Annotated in this window: 20 protein-coding genes; 11 read left to right on the plus strand and 9 right to left on the minus strand. The window is 70.1% G+C overall.

Annotated features, from left to right (window positions below; translation table 11 throughout):
* Window positions 1-24 precede the first annotated feature (24 nt).
* The 7 genes from JOF37_RS11610 to JOF37_RS11640 all read right to left on the minus strand — a co-directional run bounded on the left by JOF37_RS11610 (window position 25) and on the right by JOF37_RS11640 (window position 7,841).
* Window positions 25-2,277: a beta-galactosidase gene (locus JOF37_RS11610; protein ID WP_210006959.1), complete on the minus strand. Its 2,253-nt coding sequence runs from the start codon at window positions 2,275-2,277 to the stop codon at window positions 25-27.
* Complete coding sequence (locus JOF37_RS11615) at window positions 2,274-3,245, minus strand: serine hydrolase domain-containing protein (RefSeq protein ID WP_210006960.1); 972 nt, start codon at window positions 3,243-3,245, stop codon at window positions 2,274-2,276. Before JOF37_RS11615 ends, JOF37_RS11610 begins: the two co-directional genes overlap by 4 nt.
* Entirely contained in the window at window positions 3,242-4,351 is a 1,110-nt protein-coding gene (locus JOF37_RS11620) for a mandelate racemase/muconate lactonizing enzyme family protein (RefSeq protein WP_210006961.1), read from the minus strand. Before JOF37_RS11620 ends, JOF37_RS11615 begins: the two co-directional genes overlap by 4 nt.
* On the minus strand, window positions 4,348-5,247 hold the full coding sequence (locus JOF37_RS11625) for a 5-dehydro-4-deoxyglucarate dehydratase (RefSeq protein ID WP_210006962.1): 900 nt from the start codon (window positions 5,245-5,247) through the stop codon (window positions 4,348-4,350). The genes JOF37_RS11620 and JOF37_RS11625 overlap by 4 nt, the downstream gene beginning before the upstream one ends.
* On the minus strand, window positions 5,244-6,176 hold the full coding sequence (locus JOF37_RS11630; RefSeq protein WP_210006963.1) for an NAD-dependent epimerase/dehydratase family protein: 933 nt from the start codon (window positions 6,174-6,176) through the stop codon (window positions 5,244-5,246). Before JOF37_RS11630 ends, JOF37_RS11625 begins: the two co-directional genes overlap by 4 nt.
* Entirely contained in the window at window positions 6,173-7,501 is a 1,329-nt protein-coding gene (locus tag JOF37_RS11635) for a Gfo/Idh/MocA family protein (protein WP_210006964.1), read from the minus strand. Before JOF37_RS11635 ends, JOF37_RS11630 begins: the two co-directional genes overlap by 4 nt.
* A gap of 103 nt (window positions 7,502-7,604) precedes the next feature.
* Window positions 7,605-7,841, minus strand: coding sequence for a hypothetical protein (locus JOF37_RS11640; RefSeq protein WP_210006965.1), 237 nt, complete (start codon window positions 7,839-7,841; stop codon window positions 7,605-7,607).
* Between the two features lie 197 nt (window positions 7,842-8,038).
* Here JOF37_RS11640 and JOF37_RS11645 point away from each other — a divergent pair, with 197 nt between their 5' ends.
* From JOF37_RS11645 to JOF37_RS11660, 4 genes are all read left to right on the plus strand, one after another.
* Window positions 8,039-8,779, plus strand: a complete 741-nt coding sequence (locus JOF37_RS11645; protein ID WP_210006966.1) for a hypothetical protein — start codon at window positions 8,039-8,041, stop codon at window positions 8,777-8,779.
* Window positions 8,780-8,902: 123 nt separating this feature from the next.
* Complete coding sequence (locus tag JOF37_RS11650) at window positions 8,903-10,015, plus strand: Gfo/Idh/MocA family protein (RefSeq protein WP_271175066.1); 1,113 nt, start codon at window positions 8,903-8,905, stop codon at window positions 10,013-10,015.
* Entirely contained in the window at window positions 10,012-10,956 is a 945-nt protein-coding gene (locus JOF37_RS11655) for a DUF6807 domain-containing protein (protein ID WP_210006967.1), read from the plus strand. Before JOF37_RS11650 ends, JOF37_RS11655 begins: the two co-directional genes overlap by 4 nt.
* Entirely contained in the window at window positions 10,953-11,678 is a 726-nt protein-coding gene (locus JOF37_RS11660) for a cupin domain-containing protein (RefSeq protein ID WP_307803463.1), read from the plus strand. The genes JOF37_RS11655 and JOF37_RS11660 overlap by 4 nt, the downstream gene beginning before the upstream one ends.
* Before the next feature lie 97 nt (window positions 11,679-11,775).
* On the opposite strand, the gene JOF37_RS11665 is transcribed toward JOF37_RS11660, so the two are convergent.
* Window positions 11,776-14,745: an NACHT domain-containing protein gene (locus JOF37_RS11665; RefSeq protein ID WP_210006968.1), complete on the minus strand. Its 2,970-nt coding sequence runs from the start codon at window positions 14,743-14,745 to the stop codon at window positions 11,776-11,778.
* A 33-nt stretch (window positions 14,746-14,778) separates the two neighbouring features.
* On the opposite strand from JOF37_RS11665, the gene JOF37_RS11670 reads away from it, so the two are divergent.
* Window positions 14,779-15,219, plus strand: a complete 441-nt coding sequence (locus tag JOF37_RS11670) for a hypothetical protein (protein WP_210006969.1) — start codon at window positions 14,779-14,781, stop codon at window positions 15,217-15,219.
* Between the two features lie 32 nt (window positions 15,220-15,251).
* Here the strand turns inward: JOF37_RS11670 and JOF37_RS11675 are convergent, their stop codons facing one another.
* A complete protein-coding gene (locus JOF37_RS11675; RefSeq protein WP_245338155.1) occupies window positions 15,252-15,914 on the minus strand; it encodes a hypothetical protein in 663 nt (220 codons plus the stop codon).
* Window positions 15,915-16,094: 180 nt separating this feature from the next.
* Between JOF37_RS11675 and JOF37_RS11680 the strand changes: the two genes are divergently transcribed.
* From JOF37_RS11680 to JOF37_RS11705, 6 genes are all read left to right on the plus strand, one after another.
* Window positions 16,095-17,873 (plus strand): ABC transporter ATP-binding protein, encoded by a 1,779-nt coding sequence (locus JOF37_RS11680; RefSeq protein WP_210006970.1) that lies wholly within the window; start codon window positions 16,095-16,097, stop codon window positions 17,871-17,873.
* 65 nt (window positions 17,874-17,938) lie between these two features.
* Window positions 17,939-19,030 (plus strand): Gfo/Idh/MocA family protein, encoded by a 1,092-nt coding sequence (locus JOF37_RS11685; RefSeq protein WP_210006971.1) that lies wholly within the window; start codon window positions 17,939-17,941, stop codon window positions 19,028-19,030.
* Entirely contained in the window at window positions 19,027-20,001 is a 975-nt protein-coding gene (locus JOF37_RS11690) for a glycoside hydrolase family protein (protein ID WP_210006972.1), read from the plus strand. The genes JOF37_RS11685 and JOF37_RS11690 overlap by 4 nt, the downstream gene beginning before the upstream one ends.
* A 183-nt stretch (window positions 20,002-20,184) precedes the next feature.
* Entirely contained in the window at window positions 20,185-21,483 is a 1,299-nt protein-coding gene (locus JOF37_RS11695) for an ABC transporter substrate-binding protein (RefSeq protein WP_210006973.1), read from the plus strand.
* Between the two features lie 77 nt (window positions 21,484-21,560).
* Window positions 21,561-22,553: a carbohydrate ABC transporter permease gene (locus JOF37_RS11700; RefSeq protein ID WP_210006974.1), complete on the plus strand. Its 993-nt coding sequence runs from the start codon at window positions 21,561-21,563 to the stop codon at window positions 22,551-22,553.
* Window positions 22,550-23,476: a carbohydrate ABC transporter permease gene (locus JOF37_RS11705; RefSeq protein ID WP_210006975.1), complete on the plus strand. Its 927-nt coding sequence runs from the start codon at window positions 22,550-22,552 to the stop codon at window positions 23,474-23,476. Before JOF37_RS11700 ends, JOF37_RS11705 begins: the two co-directional genes overlap by 4 nt.

Below are 23,476 nucleotides of genomic sequence, written 5' to 3' on the forward strand. Positions count from 1 at the left end.
GATCGGCGCGGCCTCGGCCGTTGGTCAGGCGAGCGGGAGCCAGGGCCCGCGCAGTCGCACGGTCGCGCGGAGGGTCGTGGTCGCGGCATCCGTCCGGCGTGCGCTCGCCGCAGCGCCGAGCGCGACCGTCGACTCCGGCGCCAGGGCGAGCACCTCGACGACGAGGTCGCCGGCAGTGACGGCGGCATCGCGCAGCGACACGGACCATGGGGTGCCGTCCCAGAAGCGGTCGTCGACGATCGCGCCATCGACCAGTACCCGGCCGACGTCTCCCGTCCAGTCGAGATCGAGCACGGCATCGGCGCGCGGGTCGAGCGCCTCGGCGGGCAGGTGCAGCCGGTACCGAGCGGACCGTTCGCTGATGGTCTCGTCCGCCGGGGCGCGGTGGCGCCGGCCCCCGAAGCCGTAGTCCTCCGCCGGCGCCGCCGCGGGGCGCTCGAGCTCGACCGTCACGGCGAGGGAACGGCCCGCGGTGACAGCGGCACGCAACCCGCCCGCCGGGGACAGGGCCGTCCACGCGCGTGCGGCAGGGTCGTACCGCCGTGCCGACGCGGCGCCCCGGAGCATCGCGCCGCCGGCATCCCACGTCAGCTCGCCGTCCGCGAGCCACAGCTCGGGGCGCGGACCCGGGGTGATCCACAAGCGGGCCGCGTCGGCGGCGGGCAGCACCAGCACGTCGAGCCCGTCGAAGGCGACCGGCTCGTAACCCGCGTCGACGGGGCGAACGCCTGCGCCATCGGTCGCGAGCTCGACAGGGATGCCGTCGTCCTCGAGCAGCACGAGGGTGGGACGGGCCGAGCCTGCACCCAGCATCGTGACGAGTGACGCGGTCGCCCACGTGATGCGGGCTCCGCCCACCGTCAGGCACACGGGCCACCGCGCGAGCGTTCCGGCCGGGACCGTGATCGGCTGCGACGGGAACACCGTCTCGACCCCGCCCTGGACGACCCGCAGCTGCACATCCTCGATGTCGCGCACCGGGTCGAACGGCTGGTGGTGCGACACGACGACGATGCCCTCGTCGCCGTTCGAGCGCAGCGCCCACCGCAGCGTGTCGCGATCATCGAGCGTCTGCGGGCGCTCGTCGGGCAGCGACGACGTCATGCCGGCGAGTCGGTCGCCGAACGCGGCCAGGAAGGCGTGCTGCGCGCGCAGCAGCGGTGCGGTGTCGGTGAGATCGCCGGATTGCCCGATCGGGGCGTGGAAGTCGTAGCCGTACTCGGGCAGGTCGTTCGGGTACCCGGTGGCGATGCTCTCCTGCAGCTCGGGGCCGGGGTTCCGTCCACCCGCGAACATGTAATAGCCCTGCCAGGCCGAACCGTTGCCGATCTTCACGTGCGCGAGAGCGGCCACGTCGCGGCCGCTCAGGACGGGCCGACGGTGGTAGGCGGTGGCCATCCCGCCGCCGAGCTCGCACGTCGCCGGGGGGAACCCGTGCAGATCGGCGGTGCTGCTGGCGGCCGCGAAACCCTGACTGGCGCGCACGTCGGCTCCGACACCGGGGTCGTCCCAGTCGTGCGAAGGGAAGTAGTGCGCGCGGAAGGTCGGGTCCCATGCAGCGCCGGGATCGACCCAGAACCCGTCGGCGTAGCCACCGAACAGCGGCAGGACCTCGCCGTCGGGCAGCTGCGCACCGCCCCATGCGGTCGCCGTCCACAGCGGAGCCGACATGCCGGCCTCACGGGCGAGGCGCTTGAGGGTCACGATGTGATCGGGGCGGTCGTAGAGCTCGTTCTCGAGCTGGATGCCGATCACCGGGCCTCCGGGATGAGCGCGCCCGTCGAGCGCTCGGGCGAGTTGCCCGAACCATTCGCGCACGAGTTCGAGGTAGGCGGGATCGTCGCTGCGGTGCTCGACGGGTGCCGCCTGCACCCAGTCGGGGAACCCGCCGTTGCGCGACTCGCCGTGCGCCCAGGGGCCGATCCGCAGCACGATGTCGAGTCCGGCGTCCACGGCGGTGTCGACGAAGGCCGCGACGTCGAGGTGGCCGTCGAAGCGGGGTCGGCCGCGTTCGGCGGCGTGGTGGTTCCAGAACACGTAGGTGGAGACGACCGTCACGCCGGCGGCTCGCAGTTGCCGCATCCGCTCCTCCCACCGCGCGCGCGGCAGCCGGCTGTAGTGCACCTCGCCCGACACGGGCACCCAGCCCCGGCCGCCGCGGAACAGCGCCCGGTCGGTCACCGAGATTCCGCAGCCCCGCTCGTGCGGTGCCGGCAGAGCCGCGGGCGTCTCGGGCATCGGCCAGTCGCGGTGGGTGACGCCGACGACAGCGGTCACAGTGCTCCGATGATCGCGTTGTCGAGCTCGTCGGCGTCGACGCCGGGACGCTGGGCGCGGTTGGTCAGCAGCACCCAGGCGATGCCGGCGCCCGGGTGGACCCAGAACTCGGTGCCGGCCCAGCCGCCGTGCCCGTAGACGTCGCGGTCGATGAGGCCCGGCGCGCGGGAGCGCAGGTTCCACGCGAAGCCCCAATCCTGCCCGCGTTCGGCCGGGTAGGGGTCGAGTCGCGGGATGTCGCCGGTGAGCGGGCGCAGCATCATCGCGAGCGTGGCGGGCGAGAGGATGCCGTCGCGGCCGCCCTCATGGATGCGCAACAGCTCGCTGCCGATGGCGAGCAGGTCGCGGGCGCGGCCGCCGAGGCCGGCGCCGGGGTTGCGCTGCGCCGCGAAGGCGGTCATGTCGACACCGGCGTCCGCGGCATCGACGACGGGCGCCGTGCCCTCGAGGTCGATGCTGAGCGCGTCCGCCCCGACGGTGGTCGCCCACGAGGCGACGTCCTCGTGCCAGGGGCGTTCCGTGACGTCTTCGACCAGCGCCGCGACGCCTTCGAACGCGATGGTGGAGTAGCGCGACGCGGTGCCCGCCGCGAAGTCGCGGCCTCGGGTGAGCAGCTCGGTGCGCAGCGGTCCGCGCGTGTCGAGCGGGGGCTCGGCGATGCCGCTGGTGTGGCTGACGAGGTGGGACAGTCGCACGATGTCATCGCGGCCGGCTCCGAAGGTCGGCAGCGCCCGGGTCAGAGGCGTATGCGGCGTCAGCGCGCCGCGTTGAATGCTGCGGGCGGCCGAGATGCCCAGCAGCGGCTTGGTGATGGAGAAGAGGGCGTAACGGTCGTCGACGCCCGCGGCGACGGCATCGAGGGCGAGGATGCCGCGGGAGTCGGCGACCCCCACGACGGCGGAGGGCAGGCGGCCGGCGCCGACCTGACGGCGGGCCCAGTCGAAGGCGGCGTCGAACGTCGGGTTCATCGCGCCAGCCTAGGGGAGCCCTCCGGCACGAACCGCAGCCCGAGACCGACGTGTTCCCTCTCGCGCAGCACACCCCGCGCGATCGCCACCGGCGACGGATCGCGCAGGGCGCCGAGCGAGGCGAAGCCGGCATCCTCGACGTCCTCGACCCACGGCTCGGCGACGGTGTCGGGCAGCGTCAGGGCGATCTGCCCCGACAGTTCGGGCAGCAGATGCGGATGCACCTGCGCGCCGTGTTCGACCGCGAGGGCGGCGATGCGGCGGAGCGGTGTGATGCCGCCCACCCGCACGACATTCGGCTGCACGATCTGCGCCGCCCCGCTGCGCAGCACCTCGGCGAAGCGGTAGGCGGTGTGCAGGTTCTCGCCCACCGCGATGGCGATGCGCTCGCCGGCCGCGAGGCGCCGGGCGAGCTCCGCATGACCTGCGACATCGTCGGCGCGCAGCGGCTCCTCGATCCAGGCGGGGGCGACAGCCGCGAGCACCTCGAGCGAGCGGGTCGCGCGCTCGAGGTCCCAGCGCTGGTTGGCGTCGATCATGAGCGCGCGGTCGGGGCCGAGCACCTCGCGCACCGCGACGAGGCGGTCGAGGTCTTCGGCGACGTCGGGCTTGCCGACCTTCACCTTGACCGCGGGATAGCCCGCGTCGACCCATCGCCGCACCTGCGCCACGAGTTCGTCGATCGGGTAGTGCAGGTTGACGCCGCTGCCGTAGACGCGTGCCGTCGCGCGGCGCTGTCCGAGCAGACGCGAGACCGGCGCGCTCGCCGCGCGGGCGGCGGCATCCCAGATCGCAAGGTCGAGTCCCGCCAGGGCGATCGTCGTGACGCCGCCACCGCCGGCCTCGTGCAGGTGCTCCCACAGCCCCTGCCAGGCCGCCCCCGGCTCGGCGGAACGACCCGCGGACGCGGGCGCGATGTCGTGCTGCAGCAGGGCGAGCACCGCCTCGGCACCGATCTGCGGCGTCCACGAGAAGCCCCAGCCCTCGGCGCCGTCGCTGCGCCGCACGTGGGTCTCGATCACGGCGACCGACGTCACCTCCGCCGCCCACGGGCGCGTCAGCGGGACGCGCAGCAGGCGGCATTCGAGCGATGCGATCGTCGTCACAGCAGGGCGCGTCCCGCGTCGAGGATGGCGGCGAGTCGCCGCTCCTGGTCGGCCGTGGGGTCGACGAGCGGCGCGCGCACCCCGCCGACGGGGACGCCCTGCAGGCGCAGTCCCGCCTTGATGAGCGACACCCCGAAGCCGGGGGTCTCGTCGCGCAGATTCACCAGCGGCGTGTAGAACCGGTCGAGCAGGGCGAGGCGCGCAGCGTCATCCCCGGTCGTCGAGGCTCGGTAGAACGCGGTCGCGATCTCGGGCGCCATCGCGAAAGCGGCCGACGAGTACAGCTCCACGCCGATCCCGCGGAAGGCGGCCTGCGTCAGCTCGGCCGTGAGCAGTCCGTTGAAGAACGCGAAGTCGGGGCGCCCCGCCTCGGCGACGGCGCGCACGATCAGCTGCGTCGTGCCGATGTCGCCGATGCCGTCCTTGAAGCCGACGACGCGCGGGTTCTGCGCGAGACGGCGCATCGCGTCGGGCGTGTAGCGGGCGTTGGCCCGGTGGTAGACGATCACCGGCAGATCGGATGCCGCGATGACGGCCTCGACATAGGCGATGAGCCCCGCCGCCGGGGCGCCGACGAGATACGGCGGGAGCACCAGCAGGGCGTCGGCTCCGGCGTCGGCGGCGCCGCGTGCGACCTCGAGCGCATGGCCGAGCGGCCCGCCCGTTCCCGCGACGACCGGGACGCGGCCCCCGACCCGGCTCACGGCGGTGCGCACCACCGCGGTCGCCTCTGCTGCCGACAGTGCGTGGAACTCGCCGGTGCCGCACGCCGGGAAGACGCCGCCCGCGCCGTGCGCGACACCGGCCTCGACGTGGGCGGCGAGCAGGTCGTGGTCGATCGGACCGTCGGCCGCGAACGGTGTGACGGGGAAGAAGAGGATGCCGTCGAATCTCATGCCGGCACGTCCTTTCGCTGAGCGGTGGGGGCGTCGTCGCGCAGCTCGGTGCGCCAGCTGCGCTGAGGCGCCCAATCGAGCAAGCGGCGCGCCTTGGCGTTCGAGAAGGCGGGGGTCGTGCCCGTGAGCACCGCGGCGACGTCGGCGGTGCCGGGATGGAACCGCGGGATGAGCTCGGCGAGCGGGCGGCGGGCGAGCGCGTCGTCGGCGCCGACGAAGAACGTCTCGGCGTTCGGGATGCCGGGCAGGGCCGACAGCAGGGCCTCAACGAAGGAGGCCACATCGCGGGCGTCGACGTAGTTGAACAGCGCCGGAGCGGCGAGTGCGGGGTCGTCGAGCCGCTGCCGCACCGTGTTGCCCTGCTGCGTCGGAGCGCCCGCCCACTCCTCGGGAGCGATCACGTAGCAGGGGCGGAAAGCGGCGAGACGGATGCCGTCGCCGCTCTGACGACGCAGCATGTGCATCGTCTGCTCGACGACGAGCTTCGACAGTGCGTACGCGTTCCACGGGCGTGGCAGGGTGTCTTCATCGAGCGGAAAGCGTTCGGGGACCCAGCCGTGCGGCGCGCCGTAGCCCAGGACGGTCGGGCTCGAGGCGGCCACGACGCGGGGGATACCGGCGGCGACGGCGCCGCCGAGCACGGAGACGGCCAGGGCGCTGTTGGTGCGCATGATGACGTCTTCGGGGGCGCTGAAGGGCACGGCGATCGCGGCGAGGTGGATGACCGCGTCCGCCCGGTGCGCCCGCAGCGCGGCTGTGGTCGCCTCGGCGTCGAGCAGGTCGATCGCGACTTGGTCGGCGCCGCGCAGGTCGTCGACGTCCGAGACGGTGCGGTCGAACGAGACGACCCGATGCCCCGCCGACACGAGCCCGGCGACGAGGCTGCGGCCCAGACGCCCGCCGCCGCCGGTCACGACGATGCGGCTCACGATTCGAGCAGGCGGATGCCGAGATCGGAGGTCAGCACGGGCGCGCCCGTGGCGAGCGAGAGGTTGCCGGCGATCCCCACCGCGATCGACCGCACACCGTCGGTCCAGCCCGCGGGCCGCTCGAGCGGGTCGTCGCCCGGGCCGACGAAGACGTCGGCGAGCAGCAGCTCGTCGCCGCCGCCGTGCCCTCCGTGTCCGCCGTCGATCTCGACCTCGGCGGCATCCTCCCAGTGGCGTTGCACGAGCAGACGCTCGCCCTGCGGGCGGAGCGAGCGCGCCCCGGTGTCGGCCACGGCCGACGGATCGAGCACGGGGTGCAGCCCCTCGTCGGCGAGGACCGCGCCGCGTTCGACGACATCGAGTTCCGCGCGCCCCTCGGTGCCGTTGACCGCTACGCGGTAGCCCTCCCACGGAGCGTGGGCGTTGAGGGAGTACGACAGGGTCGCACCCGAGGCGTAGTCGACGACGAGGGCGAGGTTGTCTTCGATGGTGATGCCCTCGCCGAAGACATCGCGGTCGCGCAGATAGCCGTCGTGCGCTTCGGCGTCGAGGTACAGCGATCGCAGACGCTCGTCGTCGCGCAGGTCGAGTTCGAACGGGTCGTGGTCGCCGTCGTGCGTGCCGCGCGCCGGGCGCTCGCCGAGCCGTCTCGCGCGGGCGTTCTCGGCGCCGTAGAAACGCAGGCCACCCGAGGCGAAGACGCGCGCCGGCGCGTCGCGCAGCCACCAGTTCACCAGGTCGAAGTGGTGGCTGGCCTTGTGGACGAGCAGGCCGCCCGAGTGCTGCTTCTCGCGATGCCAGCGACGGAAGTAGTCGGCGCCGTGCTTGGTGTCGAGCATCCACGAGAAGTCGACCGACGTCACGCGGCCGATGCGACCGTCCTGGATGACCTGTCGCAGGGCGCTGTTGCGGGGGGAGTACCGGTAATTGAAGGTGAGGACGACGGAGCCGCCCGTGCGGTCCACGGCGTCCTCGATCGCCGCTGCGCTCGGCGCATCGATCGTCAGCGGCTTCTCGACCACGACGTCGGCACCGGCGTCGAGGGCGCGGACGATGAGCGGTGCGTGCAGGTCGTCGCGCGCCGTGATGATGACGCGGTCCACGCGCTCGGTGTCGATCATGCGCTCGAGGTCGTCGGGAGTCCACAGCGTCGGGGCCGGGTGGCCGAGCTCGACGATCCGGTCCCGATGCAGCGCAGCGCGTACGGGATTCGGCTCGCAGATGGCAGCGAGCTCAGCCCGCTCGGCGTGGGGGCCGGCGATCGCCTCGACGTAGAGCTGGGCGCGGTGACCCGCTCCGACGAGGGCGTAACGCGTGCGGGTCATGGGCTCTCCTTCGTGCCGACGGCGCCGGGGGAGCGAGATGGGAAAGCGCTCTCCGCGTGCCCTGCGTCACGCTAGCACGAGCGGAGGGTCGGGATCGAGACCTTCAGGACGGCCAGTCGATGCCGGCTTCGGCGTCCCGCACGTCGCGGGGCACGAGGACGACACTGATGCCCGGTCCGATCAGCAGGCGGGCCGGACCCGCCGTGCCGTAGCCGTCTGCGGCCTCGAGCCATCCGAACGATCCCGATGCCAGCGTCGCCTCGACGTGTTCCTGGACGTCCGAGAGCGAGCGGTCGCTGATGGTGTAAGTCGCGCCGCCGTAGACCACTTCGATCTGCACCGGTGTCCTCCGATCTGCGGGAGGTGGCCGGAGCCGGATGCATGCCCGCGCATGTTCTTCGTCGCCTGGCGCGGATCGGATGGGGGGATGCAGCTTAGGCCACGGCTGCAAGGCCGTCGATGGGCAGCCGTCCCCATCGGCGCGGGGCCGCGCGGCCGGTAGCGTCGAGCGGACGCCGCAACCCAGGAGTGCTCGACATGATTCTCACCGCGACCGCCGCTGCCCGTCTCCGCGCCGGGGCGCTCGTCGCCGCGCTCGGCCTCGCAGCGCTCACGGGCTGCTCCGCAGCGTCCGAGAACTCGACCGACGACATGAGCTCGAGCTCCGCCCCGACGACGGCTGCGCCCACGCCGTCCGCCTCGGACGCGACCGCGAATGCCGACGTGCCCCTCAGTGCGTCCGACCTCGAGGCGCTCTTCACCGGGATCGAGTTCCGCCCCGGCGAGTACGACTCCACCGCTGCGATGCTCGAGTCGATCTACCCCGGGCTGACGGTGTCGGATGCCGCATGCCTCGCCCCCTTCGGCGCCGGCTGGGAGTCGGGCTCGAGCGGTGCCGTCGAGTTCGGCACCAGCAACGACCGGTCGATGACCGCCGTCGTGGCGTCGACGCCCAGCGCCGACGATGCCGCGTCGTTGCTCTCGGAGGCCGAGGATGCGATCGCCCGTTGCGCCGACGGGCAGGAGCTCTTCGCGATGCAGGGCACCCCCGTGACCACGACGGTCGAGCCGTTCGATCTGGCGCTGAGCTCGGGCGACGAATCGCGCGGGTGGCGCGTCACGGGCGATGTCGGAGGTGCGCCGTTCTCGCTCGTCGGCGCGACGGTCCGGGTCGGTCAGAACACGCTCGCCCTCGTCGGGTGGGATCCGCAGACCAACACGGAGTACGTGCCGATGGCGACGCAGATGTTCGTCGACCGCATCGAGGCAGCGGGCTGATCTCGGGCGTCGGCGACGGCCGACGCCTCGCCCGGCGTGGTTGACCAGCGCGCGGGAAAGCGGTTACCGTCGAGCGGACAGCGCTCGCCGCCGGGGACGAGCGCCCACCGACCGGGAGGCCCCGTGACCGTCCCCCTGCGCGCCGCGATCATCGGCACCGGCGCCATCGCCCATGCCCACGCCGAGGCCATCGCCGCGCTCGCCCCGCGCGTCGAGCTCGCCGCTGTCGTCGACGTCGACGCCGATCGGGCCCGCACGTTCGCCGAGCGCTTCGGTGCCGCTACGGTGCACAGCGAGGTCGATGCGCTGCTCGCCGAGCGCCCCGACCTCGTTCATATCTGCACGCCGCCGCAGACGCACGTTCCCCTCGCGGTGCGCGCGCTGCGCGCCGGCATCCCGGTGCTCGTCGAGAAGCCGACCGCGCTGAGTCTCGCCGAGATGGACGAGCTCGTCGCGGTCTCTCGCGAGACGGGCGTGCCCGCGCTTACCGTCTTCCAGCACCGGTTCGGCGAGGCGGCGCAGCGTCTCATGCGGCTGCGTGACGAGGGGGTGCTCGGACGGCCGCTCGTCGCCGTGTGCGAGACCCTCTGGTATCGCTCGGCCGACTACTTCGACCTGCCCTGGCGGGGGCGGTGGGACGTCGAGGGCGGCGGGCCGACCATGGGCCACGGCATCCATCAATTCGATCTGCTGCTCGCCGTGCTCGGGTCGTGGCGGCGGGTGTCGGCCGTCGCGGCGCGGCAGGCGCTGCCCACCGACACCGAGGATGTGTCGATGGCGCTCGTCGAGTTCGACAGCGGCGCTCTGGCCAGCGTGACGAACTCGATCGTCTCGCCGCGCGAGGTCTCGCGCCTGCGGTTCGACTTCGAGCATGCCACCGTCGAGGTCGAGCATCTCTACGGGTACGCCGACGCCGACTGGGTCTTCACCCCCGCTCCCGGGCACGAGGATCTGGCCGAGCGGTGGTCCGCGGAATCCTCGACTGCCGATGCCGCTGCGACCAGCAGCCACCGGTCGCAGCTGGGCGCGATCCTCGACGCATTCGCGACGGGCCGCGAGCCCGGCGTCGCTGCCGACGACGCGCGCCGCACGCTCGAGTTCGCCGCCGCCACCTACGCGTCGGCTTTCCGCGGGATGCCGGTGCGAGCCGGCGACATCACCCCCGGCGACCCGTTCTACCGGTCGATGGACGGGGGAGCGGTACCGTGGCCCGCGGTGAAGGGAGCGACGGCATGACGCTCGAGATCGTCCACGAGGTCGGGACGGCGCTGACGGTGCGCGATGCGGATGTCGAGCTCTTCCGGTACACCTACGTGCCGGACTCGCCCCAGCTCGAGTCGCCGAAGCCGTACGTGCACCCCATCCGCACGCGCGCCGGGCGGCTCGTGAGTCTGTTCCGCCCGTGGGACCACGTCTGGCACAAGGGCATCGCGTGGTCGCTGCCGGTCGTGGGCGACGAGAACTTCTGGGGCGGGCCGACGTACGTGCACGGCCGGTTCTACGTCCAGCTCGACAACGACGGAACGCAGCGCCACCGCGATCTCACGCGCCTGGGCGTCGAGGTCGACGGTGCCCACGCGGTCGCCCGGGTGAGCCATGATCTCGAATGGATCGCGCAGAGCGGGGCGCGGATGTTCACCGAGCAGCGGGCGCTCACGGCGCGCGTGGTCGACGAGACCTGCTGGGCCCTCACCTTCGAGACCGCGATGACCAACGTCACCGGTGCCCCCGTCGCGATCGGATCGCCCACGACCCGGGGCCGCGAGAACGCCGGGTACGGCGGCCTGTTCTGGCGCGGCCCCCGATCATTCACCGGCGGGGTGCTCGTCACGAGCGAGGGCACGGGGACGGGAACCGATATGCGGGGGCAGCGCCACGAGTGGATGGCCTTCGCCGGCCGGCACGACGACGTCGACGCATCGTCGCTCATCGTCATGGTCGACGCCGCCGAGAATCCGCACCACCCGCCGCAGTGGTTCGCGCGCTCCGAGGAGTTCGCCTGCCTGAATCCCGCCCCCTTCTTCAGCGAGGAGGTCGTCGTCGCCCCGGGCGAGACCGTCCGGTTCCGCTACGGCGTCGGGATCGCGGACGCCGACGCGGATGCCGCCGGGCGAGTGGCTGACGCCGTCCGGCACGTACTGGTGCGCTCGGCGCCCCGGGGCGGGGCGGCCGGGTGATCTCGCCGTCGAGCTTCCCGGGCGGCACGTCGGTCACCGACCTCGCCGTCTACGCGGATGCCGCTCCCGATGGCGTCTGCGGGGGCACGCCGCACATGCACCTCGCCTCGACGGAGGCCTACGTCGTGACGGGAGGTTCGGGCGAGCTGCAGACGATCGACGCCGCCGGCTTCCGTCGCACCCCGCTGGCCGCCGGAGCCGTCGTGTGGTTCACGCCCGGCACGATCCACCGCGCCGTCAACCACGGCGGCCTCGCGGTGGTCGTGATCATGAGCAACGCGGGCCTGCCCGAGGCCGGGGACGCCGTCATGACCTTCCCCGCCGACGTGCTCGCCGATCCCGCACGCTACGCCGAGGCCGCCCGCATCCCGCCCGACGCCGACGAGAACGAGCGCGCCGCCGCGGCCTCCCGCCGTCGAGACCTCGCCGTCGCGGGGTTCGCCGTGCTGCGCGAGCGGGTGGACGGCGGTGACGCGTCCGCCTTGACCGAGTTCCATGGGGCGGCGGCGCGCATCGCGTCCGCGCGTGCCTCCGGGTGGAGCGACATCGTCCGCGCCCGCCCGCTGCATTCGGCGGAGCGTGCGCTCGAGGCCGCCCGAGCCGTTGCGGCCGGCGAGAGCGCCCACCTCGCGGACGCCGCCGTGCACGTCGCCGAGCCCGGCGCCGGCCCGCGGGCCTTCGGGATGTGCGGACGGCTGCGCACGTACGACGTGGCCGACTGAGCAGCATCCGTTCCTCGACAATGGGCCGAGTGCCAGCCGTCAGCGTGAGGTGATGGCCCTCGATCGTTGGCGGGCTGAGGACGGCCTCTCGTGCCGGCTACCTGACCCGGTCGCCCAACACGTGGGAGCGATTCTCCGCATCGACAAATTGTTGTCTCCCCTCGGCCCATGCCCGCAGCCGCTCCTTGACCGGTGATTCCTCAACCTGGTCGAAGTGCGAAGAGTTCCATTGCCCGCGCTTGAGCGCCGCGCTCGCCGAGGTGATTATGGTGGGAACCGAGAACGCGGCGACAAGGTCGTCGAGGCGTGACCCGATCATTTCCACGAAGGCACACGCGAAAACGAGTGCCGCCGTCGCTTGTCCCGGCGAGAGCTCGAACTCTGGTTCATCGGGCGCGTCGATCGAAAAAAGTAATTCCTGAGCGTCCACGACTCTCGCGCTTGCCAAAGGGGAAGCTGCGCTATCTCGCAGCCACTCGCCTATCTCGTTGGCGAGCGAACCGAACCACCTACGACCTGAGGTTGAGTGGGTACGCGCGATTCTCTCAGAACCGATTCGATCAAGAAGAATCACAGACGAAGCCATGCTGTAGTATCCGCCGTGGTAAGGAGACTCGCTCGCAGCCAAATCGACCAACCAAGGATCGAGTGGCCGCGCTCCCACCGCTAGACTCTTCGCCACGATCTCTGGCAGGTCGATGATGTTCAAGAAGTACGCGAATCTTAGCGAGTCAAACTCAAGCCATTCTTTGTCGCTCCACGAGTCGATAAACGCATCGCGGAATATCTTCTCCTCGTCTTCGCTCGTCTGCCTGTTCCGAAGACAGCTCTTGGCGACGAACAACTTCGCTCTGTACTTCGTTTTGTCCGAGGTAGGTGAAGCCCCCACGTAATCGCGCATCTCAGACAGGAGAATCGACTCTCCCGTAACATCCTGCCGATAGACCAGCGCGAGCGAGTACTCGAGTTGATGCCAGACCGCAACCGAGCCGTTGCTGGCGAACATATCATCAACGAGCGCAGTGAGATGGATGAAGCCCAGCCGCAGCAGGGCGGGCGCTGGCGGGAGGTCTTGAAGGCACCGAGCGACGAAAGACAGCGTGTTCGACTTATACTCGAGCGTGCGGTTGACCGCGGTTGCGGACCTGATCATCTTGGAAATCGCGCGCTCCGCGCCTTTCTCCACGGATCTGTTTATGAGCTGGATAGCAAGCTGTCCGACCGTGTCCCACTCGCTGCGTGAGACTCGCTTCACGAGCTGCAGTGCAAGCTTCTCCGGCTCCGGGTATTTGCGAGTAACTTGAGCGGCCGCATAGAACTCTAAGAAAGTTCGATGCGCGAATGTAAAAAGGGGCTCGTCTTCCGGGCTCAATCCGGTTTCTGTAAGGACCCAGGCTCTACCCTTACAAAATCCGATGAAGGCTTTTGCTGCTTCGGCGGCCTTCTCTTCGGTCTCGTAAGCCTGGTTCGCAAAAAACGACCCGATCTCGGCGACGAGTTGCTCTTCGGTGACGCCCTCCCCGCCCTCATCGTTCGTGAACATCCAGAACGCGAGATGCTTCAGTGCGGCGTCAATATGGGAGTCGAACGCAAAATCGTAGACGAGTCCGCGGCTGCGATCCCATGTCTCGAAAAGAAGCTCAGTGCACTTCTCGTATATCCCTACCCGGTTCCGCGGCAGATAGTTCTGTCCCCGATAGATAATGCACAGGAGGGCGAGAAGGAGAGGATTGCTGCGCAGATCCGATATCGACTGACTCTCCTCGAGGAACGCCTGCACGACGTCAGCGACAACGGTGCCAGGCGCGAGTTGCAGACCAGATGCGTTGAGACTAAACCACTTCGCGACGTATGCCGCCACGTCTTCATCGGTGTATGCGCTGAGTTCGAAGGCGCGAAAAACCGTTGGATCGAGTTGCGCCTCGATATACCCGACTCGGCGCGACGTAATCAGAACAGCGGCCGAAGGGTAGTTATTCGAGAACAGCTCCACCTTCTCGGCCATGACACCGCGCTTGGTCGGGTCCAGCAGTTCGTCGAGTCCATCCAAGAGGACCACCGCTTTACCGTGCCGGAGAATGCGCTCGATGAGGCCGTCGGGCGGTGCGGAGGTTTCGTATCGGGACGCAACTGTGCGTTGAATATAGCCCGCAATTGATTCTTCGTGCATCACGGCAGCGAAGTCTCGGAGAATTACCACGAAAGGAAGTCGATCGGTCTCTTCGCTAGCGATCTTATGCGCGAGTGCGTTAGTTGCCGTCGACTTCCCACCCCCGGGGTCACCGAGGATGACATGGCGATCCAAGTCCGGCGCAAGGTCGTAAACAGTGAGTGTTTCTGTCGCGCGCATGGAGGTGGCGATCCTCCCCGGAACGTATATCTCGTCCAGCGGAACCGGCGTCCGCTTGTTGTTGTCGGGGGGGATGATAATGCCGTGGCGTCGAACGCACTGGGCGCGGTAGCGCTCCTCCCATTCCCGATCAGACTCCGAGTCGCGCTCGTGGTTTCGGCTGAGTATGGCCACATCTGCTGCGATCGACTCAAGCGTGGCCTGTAGGAGAACTGTACGGGCCGTCTGCTCGGCTACGGCCGCAGAGTGCGGACTGGAGGTGACGTTTTGAAGCGCAAGCTGTGTCAGCTGGTAAAGGATGTCGAGCAGGATTTGCGCCGTTGACTCTGGAATCTCAAGCCCCTCCGCGCTCAGAGCGGCTTTGAGTAGCTTACCAAGTTCGTCGCGGCGTGACTCGTACTCGCTCAACAGCGCGCACGCTGCGACCTGCGAAAAAACTGTGCGCGTTCTCCTCGCGACCAGCGCCGACCGCACAGTCACAGCATCAGCGTCGAGTTGGGGGATCCCTGCGAGGAGGGCTATCGATGGAGTGAACGCGCGGTCATCCCAGCGAAGGGCGTCGAGCACGTCGACTTTGCGCGAGGCTCTACGTGTGCGTTCCCTTGCCGAGCGGATCACTCGCTGAATCATGAGCGAACACGCATCCGTCACCAACCCGATGATCAGCTGGTTCATCATCGGATCCCCAGTTGCGTGTGCCGCGATCTCCGCTTCCATGCTTACCCCCAGTCACGCCCAACATAGCGGGCCGTGGCGCATTGCGGTGTTGGCCTGATCTCGACCTTCCCCGCCGACGTGCTCGCCGATCCCGCACGCTACGCCGAGGCCGCCCGCATCCCGCCCGACGCCGACGAGAACGAGCGCGCCGCCGCGGCCTCCCGCCGTCGAGACCTCGCCGTCGCGGGGTTCGCCGTGCTGCGCGAGCGGGTGGACGGCGGTGACGCGTCCGCCTTGACCGAGTTCCATGGGGCGGCGGCGCGCATCGCGTCCGCGCGTGCCTCCGGGTGGAGCGACATCGTCCGCGCCCGCCCGCTGCATTCGGCGGAGCGTGCGCTCGAGGCCGCCCGAGCCGTCGCGGCCGGCGAGAGCGCCCACCTCGCGGACGCCGCCGTGCACGTCGCCGAGCCCGGCGCCGGCCCGCGGGCGTTCGGGATGTGCGGACGCCTGCGCACGTACGACGTGGCCGACTGAGCAGCATCCGTTCCGCGCGGGGCGGATCGGGGTCAGCGGCCGAGTCCGACCCGGTCGACCTTGCGGTGGTAGCGCATCCCGGCGAGTCCGCCGAGGATGGCGCCGACGAGGGTGACGACGGCCGCGCCCAGCGCGGTGAGGATCCCGGTGACAGTCGCGGTCTCGGGGGTGACGGGGATGCGCGGGAAGCCCTGCAGGTTGCTGAGGATGTCCCACTGGGATCCCGCGATCGCGGTGATGACGGCGACGATGATCGCGATCGCGATCGCCCAGATCCACACCGCGATCCCCTGCTTGGCGCCGCTGAAGCGGGCCATCCGCCCCGCGACATAGCCGCCGGCGAAGTAGGCGACGAGGAGGACGAGTCCGATGACGACGGCGCTGACGATCGTGACTGTCGTGCTGTTGTCGGCGGCCGCGTCGGCGGCCTCGTCGGCTGTCGCGCCGCCGCTGAACCCGATGGCCGCGCCGATGGCGGCGACGAGGGCGGTGAGGAGGATGGTGCAGCCCATCGCGGTCAGCCATCCGAAGAACGCGGATCCGAACTTGAATCCCCCGAACTCCGCCTTCTCGCGTTCGTGGACCTCGTGACGCACCGAGGCAGCCGTCGTGGCGGAAGCGGTCGCGCCGGCGGCGTCGGGGTGGGAAGCCGGCGTCCGCGGGTCGCGATACTCAGGAGTGCTGTCGCTGCTCATGGCGCCACGGTAGGCCGCTGACGTCCGTGCACCGGAGGCCGTTGTCGCGTCGGGGGAATGGGCGTATGGTCTTCGAATTTCGAAAGCGAGCCGGATGCGGTTCGAGCGGCGATGGGGCGGGACGTGGCGCATTCCGCGCGGACTGTGGTGCCCGACACCGCGCGCGGCTAGCATGGCGGAGTGGCCAGGAAACCGCTTTCCCACCCGCTGGACCTGATCGACGGCGCTCATCCCGCGCGATCCGTCCTGCGGCTCCTCGCCCGGCGCCCGGGCCGGATGGCGCTCGCCGTGCTCGCCTTCACCTTCAAGGAGATCCCGCTGTGGTTCCTGCCGGTGATCACCGCGGCGATCATCGACATCGTGGCCGAGGGCGGCGAGGTCAACGCCGTCATCGGCTGGTTCGTCCTGGCCGCGGTGCTCCTGCTGCAGAACTACCCGAACCACATCCTCTACACGCGCAGCTTCATGACGGTGGTGCGCGACACCGGGGCCGACCTGCGCAACGCGCTCGCCGCCCGACTGCAGAGCCTGTCGATCGGCTACCACTCGCGCGTGAGCTCGTCGATCGTCCAGACGAAAGTCGTCCGCGACGTCGAGAACGTCGAGCTCATGCTCCAGCAGGTCACCCACCCGCTGTTGTCGGCGACGATGGTGATGATCGGCGCTCTGTCGATGACCGCTGTCGCGGTGCCCCAGTTCCTGCCGGTCTACGCGCTCGCGGTGCCCATCGCGATCGGCATCCGCTACGGCATGCGGAATCGGTCGCGCCAGCGCAACGAGGTGTTCCGCCGTGAGGTCGAGGTGTTCTCCGCCCGCGTGGGCGAGATGGCCTCGCTCATCCCGGTGACGCGCGCGCACGGCCTCGAAGAGACCGCCGTCACGCGGGTGAGCACGGGTGCCGAGGGCGTACGGCGCGCAGGACTGCACCTCGACATGCTGAACGGCCACGTCGCCTCGATCTCGTGGGTCGCTATGCAGCTGCTCGGGGTCGGGTGCCTCGTGCTGGCGGCGGTGTTCTCGCTCACCGGCATCCTGCCGATCTCGCCGGGCGAGGTCGTGCTGCTGTCGACGTACTTCACGCTGCTGACGCAGGGCCTCACCCAGCTGCTGATGCTCATCCCGGTGGGAGCGCGCGGCCTCGAATCGGTCCGCTCCATCGCCGAGGTCATGCAGGAGCCCGACCTCGAGCAGAACGAGGGCAAGCGGCGGGTGGATGCCGTCACCGGGGACATCCGCCTCGAGCGGGCGAGTCACCGCTACGCGGGGGCCGACGAGGACGCCCTGCACGAGATCGATCTGCACGTCCCGGCGGGACGAACGTTCGCCTTCGTCGGCTCGTCGGGCTCGGGCAAGTCGACGCTGCTGAACCTCGTGCTCGGGTTCGTCCGTCCCACCGCGGGCCGCCTCACGATCGACGGCGCGGACGTGCAGGAGGTCGACCTGCGCTCGGTGCGTCGGGCGGTGTCGGTCGTGCCGCAGGAGTCGGTGCTGTTCGAGGGCACGATCCGCGAGAACATCGCGTACGGCCTGCCCGACGTGTCGGACGCCCGCATCGAGCAGGCGCTGCGAGACGCCAACGCGTGGGACTTCGTGCGCGAGCAGCCCCACGGCTGGGACACGGTCGTGGGCGAGCGCGGCGCGCGCCTGTCCGGTGGGCAGCGGCAGCGCCTCGCGATCGCGCGGGCTCTCGTGCGCGACCCGCGCATCCTGCTGCTCGACGAGGCGACGTCGGCGCTCGACCCCGAGTCCGAGAAGCTCGTCAAAGAGGCGCTCGGTCGGCTCATGCGCGGGAGGACGACCCTCGTCGTCGCCCACCGCCTCTCGACGATCCGGCAGGCCGACCGCATCGTCGTGCTCGAACGCGGACGCATCGTCGAGCAGGGGACGCACGACGACCTGCTCGCCGCGGGTGGGCGATACGCGCACCTGCACGCGACGCAGTCCGGGCTCCCACGGTGATCGGATAGCGCTTTCCGACTTCGGGTCATAGGCTGGGGGGCGACCGATCCGAAGGGGGATCCGCCATGCCCGCATCGCTGCGCTGCGCGCTCGTCGGCACCGGCGCGGTGGCGAACCTGCACGCCCGCGCCGTGGCCGCGCATCCGCGTGCCGAACTCGTCGCCGTCACCGATCTCGAGCCCACCGCCGCGCAGGCCTTCGCCGAGCGTCACGGCGCACCCGCCGTCCACGACGACCTCGAGGAACTGCTGCGCGCGCAGACGCCCGATGTCGTGCTCATCTGCACGCCGCCCGCCGTCCACCGCGAGCAGGCGATCGCGGCCCTCGCCGCCGGCGCTCACGTCGTCGTCGAGAAGCCCCCGGCGCCCTCGCTCGACGAGCTCGACGACATGCGCACCGCGGCTGCGGCGGCCGGGCGGCACCTCGCCGTGGTCTTCCAGCAGCGCACCGGGACCGCCGCCGCGCACGTGCGGTCGCTGCTGTCGTCGGGAGCGCTCGGCCGCCCGCTGCTCGCCACCTGCCAGACGCTCTGGTACCGGGATGCCGCGTACTTCGCGGTGCCCTGGCGCGGCCGGTGGGAGACCGAGGGCGGTGGCACGACCCTGGGTCACGGCATCCACCAGCTCGACCTGCTGGCCTACCTGCTGGGGGAGTGGCGGACGGTGCAGGCGCGCCTGTGGCGACTCGATCGCGAGACCGAGACCGAGGATGCCTCGACCGCGACGGTGCTGTTCACCTCGGGCGTCGTCGCGCAGGTCACCACGAGCGCCGTGTCGCCGCGCGAGACGAGCTCGATCCGCATCGACACGCAGAAGGCGACGGTGACCGTCGACCACCTCTACGGGCACGGCCACGAGAACTGGCGCATCACCCCGGCCCCCGGCTTCGAGGACGAGGCGCCGGCCTGGGCGCTGCCCGAGCGGGAGGAGCGCAGCGACCACGCTCCGCTGCTGCGCGACGTCTTCGACGCGATCCTCGACGGCCGTCCCCTGCCCGACACGGCGTCGGACCCCGAGCGTTCGCTCGAGCTCGTCGCGGCCGTCTACGCCTCGGCAGCCGCGGACGGCGCGGTCGTGACGCCGGCCGACCTCGCGTCCCACCCGACGCATCGCCGGGGCTTCGCGAGCCCCGTCACCGATCTGCGAGTCGGACGATGACCGTCGCGCCGGCGGGGACCCATCCGCGCGAGCTGTACCGCGACCCGGTCTACGACGGCGCGACCGACCCGGTCGTCGTGATCGACGCCGCCGGCGGCTGGTGGATGTTCTATACGCAGCGTCGCGCGACGCATCCCGCTCCCGGTCCGGGCGTGGCGTGGGTGCACGGTTCGCGGATCGGTGTGGCGCGATCGCGCGACGGGCGACGGTGGAGCTACGCCGGCACCCTCGAGCCGAGCGCCGCCGGTCTCCGGCTCGACCCGCACGGCCCGCCGCGAGAGGTCGACCGCACCCACTGGGCGCCGGAGGTCGTCTTCGACGGAGCGGGGTGGCGCATGTACCTGACCGAGATCGCGGGAATCCCCGATCGGTGGCCCGGTCACGCCCGGGCGATCGTCGAATACGCGTCGGACGACCTCGCGTCGTGGCGCCGGGTCGGCCGGGTGGACCTGCCGACCGACCGCGCCATCGATGCGGCGGTGGCGCGCACTCCGGACGGGCGATGGCGCCTCTGGTACAAGGACGAGGCGGCCGATTCGGTGACGATGAGCGCCGTCTCGGACGACTTGCGCGCCTGGCGGCACGAGGGTGTGGCGATCGGGGGCCGTCCGCACGAGGGGCCGGCGGTGTTCGAGCTCGGCGGTCGCTGGTGGATGATCGTCGACGAGTGGCGCGGGATGGGCGTGCACGTCTCGGACGACGCGGTCACCTGGCGCCGGCAGGGCGGCCCCGACGAGGTCGTGCTCGGCGCGGGGTCCGTGCCCGGGCGAGGTCTCGGTCATCACGGCGCTCCCGTCCGCGCGGGCGGAGAGCTCTGGTACTACTTCTTCGCGCAGCCCGCGGCGACGCCGGAGGACGGCGCCGACGGCGCCGGGGCGGCCGAGCTCGACGCGCGCCGCTGCGCGGTCTATCGGGTGCGTCTGCGTGTCGACGGCGACCGCCTGGTGTGCGAGGCTGAAGCGGCGGTCTGAGACCGGTAACAGCCCCGCGATCACGGGATGGAATCGGATGCCGCGGCATCCTTGCGAAACGTTTCACGGCGTAGTACGGTTGCCGGCAAGCGCTTTCCCGAAGCGGGGCGGTGCGGACCTGCACACACGGACAATGGACGTTCGCGCGCACCGAGACGACGACGTTCGGCAGAGAGGACAATGATGTTCAGCAGAAATCGGGCACTGGCCGCAGTCGCGATCGCGACCGGCGCTGCTCTGGCCCTGGCCGGTTGCGCCGGTGGCGACACCCCCGCCGCTGATGCGACGTTCGACCCCGAGGAGAAGGTCACGCTCGACCTCGCCTTCTGGGGCAACGACGTCCGCGCGGAGCTCTACAACGAGGCGATCGCGGCGTTCAACGAGGAATACCCGAACATTACCGTCAACCCGACCTTCCTGACCTTCCCCGAGTTCTGGGAGAAGCGTCAGACCGAGGCGGCCGGCGGCGGACTGCCCGACGTCATGCAGTTCGACTACTCGTACCTGCGTCAGTACTCCGAGAACGGTCTGCTGCTCGACCTCGAGCCCTACCTCGGCGGCATCATCGAGACCGACCCGCTGCCCCAGAACATCCTCGACATCGGCGTCGTGAACGACACGACGTACGGCATCGCGACCTCGACCAACGCATGGGGCATGTTCACCAACCCCGTTCTGCTCGAGCGAGCGGGCGTGGAGGAGTTCCCCGGCGGCTCGTGGGAGGACTACGACGCCTGGATGCAGTCGGTCACCGAGGGGTCCGGCGGGGAGTTCTGGGGCGGCGGCGACTGGACCGGCCGCATCCAGAACTTCGAACTCCAGCTGCGCGCCGAAGGCGGCAACCTCTTCACCGAGGACGGCGAGCCCGGCTTCGACGAGGAGCAGCTCACGGAGTTCTGGGAGCAGGGCGCCGACATCCGCGAGAACGGCACCGTCATCCCGCAGGCCCGCGTCGAGGAGCTCGCCCCCAAGGGCGGCTTCGACTCGGCGCTGACGGCGTCCGAGCTGACGTGGGACAACTTCGGCGGCGGCTACCTCGGCGGCCTCGGCGAGGGCTACACCGAGCTCGGCCTGGTCGAGCCGCCCGTCACCGAGGAAGGCGCGAAGGACCTCTACCTGAAGCCCTCGATGCTGCACACGATCTCCAAGAGCACCGAGCACCCCGAGGCCGCCGCGACGCTCGTGAACTTCCTGGTGAACTCGCCGGAATCGGGTGAGATCTTCGGCACCAACCGCGGTCTGCCCGCCTCCGAGACCGCCCTTGAGGCGGCCGACCTCGACCCGCTCAGCCAGCAGGTCAAGGACTACGAAGAGAGCATCGCCGACCGCCTCGGCGAAGCGCCGCCGGTGCCGGTCGTTGGCTACGGCACGATCGAGGAGGAGTTCCGCCAGATCGGCCTCGAGCTCGTCTACGGCACGATCACCGTCGACGACGCCGTTGATCGCTTCTTCTCCGAGATGGACATCGTCCTCAACGGTTGACGCACCTCCTCCGGGCCGGCCGCCGAGCGCGCCGGCCCGGAGGACCCCACTCTCTTCCCTCACTCCCCGGGAGCATCGTGAGCACAACAGCCACACGGGTGATCGTCACCAAGCAGTCCCCGCGGCGCGGTCTCGTGCGCCGCAGCCGTCCCGAGCACCTCGACCGCCCCGGTGCCCGCAAGCGCGCGATGCGCGAGAACGCCACCGGGTACGCGTTCCTGCTGCCGTGGCTCGTGGGCTTCTTCGGTCTCACCCTCGTGCCGATGGCGTACTCGCTGTACCTGTCGTTCACGAGCTACAACATCTTCTCGCCGCCCAAGTGGGTCGGCCTGGACAACTACGTCCGGCTGTTCACGAACGACCCGAGCTTCATGCAGTCGGCGCAGATCACCCTCATCTACGTGCTGGTCGGCACCCCGATCGCCCTGATCGCCTCGCTCCTCATCGCGATGCTGCTGAATTACCGCGACAAGGGCGCCGCGTTCTTCCGCTCGGCCTTCTACGCCCCCTCGCTCATCGGCGCCTCGGTTTCGGTCGCGATCGTCTGGCGGGCGATGTTCGCCACCGACGGTCCCGTCGACGGCGGGCTGAGCTTCCTCGGCCTCGAGCTCGGCGGCTGGATCGGCAATCCGTCGCTCATCCTGCCGATGATGATCCTGCTGGCCGTCTGGCAGTTCGGCGCGACGATGGTCATCTTCCTGGCCGGCCTGAAGCAGATCCCGAAAGAGCTGTACGAGGCGGCCGAGATGGACGGAGCCGGTGCCATCCAGCGCTTCCGCGCCGTCACCCTGCCGATGCTGTCGCCGGTCATCTTCTTCAACCTGCTGCTCGGCCTCATCGGCGCGTTCCAGGTCTTCGCCTCGGCGTACATCATCTCCAACGGCAGCGGTGGTCCCGCCGGCATGACGAACTTCATCACGGTCTACCTCTACAAGACCGGCTTCTCGGACGGCCGCATGGGTTACGCCGCCGCGATCGCGTGGGTGCTCCTCGTCGTCGTCGCCATCATCGCCCTCATCCTCTTCCGCACCCAGAAGTCGTGGGTGCACTACTCGGGAGACAACCGATGACCACGACACCCACCTCGCCGCTCGCCAGCGAAGCGATGTTCGCCGTGCAGCAGACCACGCCGATGCCCCCGCAGCGGCGGAAGATCAAGCGCAAGACCTGGCAGACCATCGTCTGGTTCGTCGTGCTCATCGTCATCACCGCGATCGTGCTCTACCCGCTGGTATGGCTGCTGTTCTCGACGTTCAAGCCCAACAGCGAGTTCGGCCAGAACATGGGGCTCCTGCCCAACGCCCCGACCCTCGACAACTACGTCAAGGTGATGGAGGGCATCGCGGGCGTGCCGATGTGGCGCTTCTTCGCGAACTCGCTGCTGATCGCCGGTGTCTCGGTCATCGGAACCGTGATGTCGTCGGCGCTGGCGGCCTACGCGTTCGCCCGCCTGCAGTTCAAGGGCCTGGGCATCCTGTTCGCGGCGATGATCGGAACGCTGCTGCTGCCGTTCCACGTCGTGATCATCCCGCAGTACATCCTCTTCAACAATCTCGGGATGGTCGACACCTACTGGCCGCTGCTGCTGCCGAAGTTCCTGGCGACCGAGGCGTTCTTCGTGTTCCTGATGGTGCAGTTCATCCGTCAGATGCCGCGCGACATGGACGAAGCAGCCAAGATCGACGGCGCCGGTCATCCGCGGATCTTCTGGTCGATCATCCTGCCGCTCATCAAGCCGGCGCTCATCACGTGCGCGATCTTCAGCTTCATCTGGGCCTGGAACGACTTCCTCGGCCCGCTGCTGTACCTGACCAGCCCCGAGAACTACCCGCTGCCGATCGCCCTGCGCCTCTACAACGACCAGACCTCGTCGAGCGATTACGGCGCCACGGTGACCGCCTCGTTCATCGCGCTCGTCCCGATCCTGCTGTTCTTCATCGTCTTCCAGAAGTTCCTGGTCGACGGTGTGGCCACGCAGGGGCTGAAGGGCTAG

This window comes from Microbacterium imperiale (assembly GCF_017876655.1).
Taxonomy (GTDB): Bacteria; Actinomycetota; Actinomycetes; order Actinomycetales; family Microbacteriaceae; genus Microbacterium; species Microbacterium imperiale.